Here is a 2,788-nt window from a genome sequence, read left to right on the forward strand (position 1 = left end):
GAGTACCCGCTGGAAGCCGTGCAGATGATGAGCAAGATCATCCGTCAGGTTGAGAACGGCCCGGATTACCAGACTCAGCTCGACGTCAGCCGTCCGAAAGCCGAGGCGACGGTTTCCGATGCGATCAGCTGTGCGATCCGCCGGATCAGCAACGTGCTGCCGGTGGCGGTGCTGGTCAATTACAGCGAGTCCGGCGCCTCGACGCTGCGCGCATCCCGGGAACGGCCGAAAGCACCGATCCTCAATCTGACGCCGAACCTGCAAACCGCGCGGCGCTTGAGCGTGGCGTGGGGCATTCATTCGGTGGTCAACGATCGCCTGCGTCAGGTCGACGAAGTCTGCTCGACCGCGTTGGAAATCGCCCAGGCGCAAGGCATGGCCGAGCGTGGCGACACGCTGCTGATTACCGCTGGCGTACCGTTCGGGCAGCCGGGGTCGACCAATTCGCTGCGCATCGAAACGTTGATTTAGCGCCTGTACCGGCCTCTTCGCGAGCAGGCTCGCTCCTACAGTTGATTTGTGTGCACCACAAACTCAATGACTGGACGCAGATCCATGTGGGAGCGAGCTTGCTCGCGAAGCAGGCGCCTCGGTTTCCCTGACTTTCAGAACTGCCATGCCTGCCAATCACTTCAACACCCACTGCCCCGACTGGGCCGAAGCGTTGCTCAACGGTTTCAGTCAGATTTTCTTTCAGCGTCATCCGCTGTGCGGCCTGCTGTGTCTGTTGGCGATTCTGCTGACCGCGCCGGTGCTGTTCGCCGGGGCGCTGCTCGGTGGCGTTGCCGGTCTGCTCACCGCGCAGCGGCGCAACTACGCCAAGGCCGATCGCCAGGCCGGGTTGTTCAGCTACAACGGCGTGCTGCTCGGCCTGCTGCTGAGCCTGTATTTCCCTTGGTCGCCACTGCTGCCGCCGTTGATTCTTGCGGCGGGCGGCTTGAGTGCGATGCTCACTCAGCAATGGCTCAAACATGTGTACCGCAGTCGCGCCATACCGGCGTATACCTCGCCGTTCGTGGCGCTCAGCTGGGTGCTGCTGATGTTCGCCGAACCGTCCGCGCCGGTGGCATCGGTCGACCTGAACACGACAAATCTGCTGGCCGCTGAACTGCGCGGATTCGGCCAGGTGATGTTCCTCGACCATCCTTTGGCCGGGGCGTTGATTGCCAGCGGTCTGCTGATTGCCGATCGCCGTGCGTTCTGCTGGGCGCTGCTGGCGTCGGCGATCGGCCTCGGTTCCAGCCTGCTGCACCACGAAACGTCCGCCGCACTGCTCGGGCTCGGTGGCTACAACGCTGTACTCGCCGCCCTCGCCTTCAGCGCTCAGCGACAAAATCCGTGGCTGCCGCTGCTCGCCATTGTCCTGGCGCTGCTGGTGACGCCGCTGTTTGCCGCCCTCGGGCTGGCCACCCTGACCGCGCCGTTCATCCTCGCCTGCTGGTTGATTCGTGCCGGCATTCAAATGCTTGGCAAAGCGTCGCTTGCGCATGAGTCTTGCGCTCACGAGGAGAATCACCCTAGGCTGCGCTGATCTTCGATTCAGGCGTTATCCATGGACAGCAGCAACAATTGGCGCGAACGGCTCTACGTCATGATTTTCCAGAGCGACACCCCGGCCGGGCGTCGCTTCGACGGCATCCTGCTGGTGATCATCCTCGCCAGCCTGGTGATCGTGATGCTCGACAGTATCGACAGCATTCACCGTAATTACGCCGACGTTCTGGCCTATATCGAGTGGGGCTTCACGGCGATTTTCCTCGGCGAGTACATCCTGCGTCTGTACTGCTCGCCCAAGCCACTGCGCTATGCCTTCAGCTTTTATGGTCTGGTGGATCTGCTTGCGATCGTGCCGGGCATCCTCGCGCTGTATTACAGCGATGCGCAGTATCTGCTGATCATCCGCATCATTCGGATGCTGCGGATTTTCCGCGTGCTCAAGCTCAGCCCGTATCTCAAGCAAGCCAACTATCTGATGTCGGCGCTGCGCGGCAGCAAGCAGAAAATCGTCGTGTTTCTGGTCAGCGTGTGCACGCTGGTGACGGTGTTCGGCACGCTGATGTACGTGATCGAAGGCCCGGAGCATGGCTTCACCAGTATTCCCAAGGGCATCTATTGGGCGATCGTAACCTTGACCACTGTGGGCTTCGGCGACATCGTGCCGAAGACGCCGCTGGGCCAGGTGATTTCCTCGCTGGTGATGATCACCGGTTACTCGATCATCGCCGTGCCCACAGGGATTTTCACCGCTGAGCTGGCCAACGCCATGCGCGGCGAACAGCTGCAACATGACTGCCCGGGCTGCCAGAAAAAGAGCCACGAGCAGAGCGCCGCGTTTTGTTCGCGCTGCGGTAGTCAGCTGTTCAAGAAACTGGAATAAGCACAGAGCTTTTTAATCTTTAAGCGACTATGCGAGGCCCGCTATAGTCGCTGGCAAATCGCCTCATTTTTGACACGACACCCCATAGAACAAGGAATGCGCAGTGAAAAAACTCTTTGGCGCCTCACTTCTCGCCGCCGGCCTGGCCTTGGCCAACATCGCTCAGGCAGCACCGACGCTGCTCAACGTTTCCTACGACGTGATGCGCGATTTCTACAAGGACTACAACACTGCGTTCCAGAAGCACTGGCAAGCCGAGCACAACGAAAACATCACCGTGCAGATGTCCTTCGGCGGCTCGAGCAAGCAGGCGCGTTCGGTGATCGACGGCCTGCCGGCTGACGTCATCACCATGAACATGGCCACCGACATCAATGCCCTCGCCGACAACGGCAAACTGGTCCCGGACAA

The 2,788-nt window shown here is 60.5% G+C and carries 4 protein-coding genes; all 4 read left to right on the top strand.

Annotation, left to right across the window (positions count from 1 at the left end; all coding sequences use genetic code 11):
• Positions 1 to 471 (top strand): pyruvate kinase alpha/beta domain-containing protein (locus D6877_RS30035; protein WP_277751491.1); only part of this gene is annotated, 471 nt, incomplete at its 5' end.
• A 145-nt stretch (positions 472 to 616) separates the two neighbouring features.
• Positions 617 to 1,531 carry an urea transporter gene (locus D6877_RS20710; RefSeq protein ID WP_130911960.1) on the top strand — a complete coding sequence of 305 codons (915 nt, stop codon included), beginning with the start codon at positions 617 to 619 and terminating at the stop codon, positions 1,529 to 1,531.
• A 21-nt stretch (positions 1,532 to 1,552) separates the two neighbouring features.
• Positions 1,553 to 2,377: an ion transporter gene (locus D6877_RS20715; RefSeq protein WP_130911961.1), complete on the top strand. Its 825-nt coding sequence runs from the start codon at positions 1,553 to 1,555 to the stop codon at positions 2,375 to 2,377.
• A 103-nt stretch (positions 2,378 to 2,480) separates the two neighbouring features.
• Positions 2,481 to 2,788: substrate-binding domain-containing protein (locus D6877_RS20720; protein ID WP_178083726.1), on the top strand; the 308-nt coding region annotated here is incomplete at its 3' end.

Origin of the sequence: Pseudomonas sp. Sample_9 (assembly GCF_004307535.1) — a bacterium.
GTDB lineage: Bacteria > Pseudomonadota > Gammaproteobacteria > Pseudomonadales > Pseudomonadaceae > Aquipseudomonas > Aquipseudomonas mercuritolerans.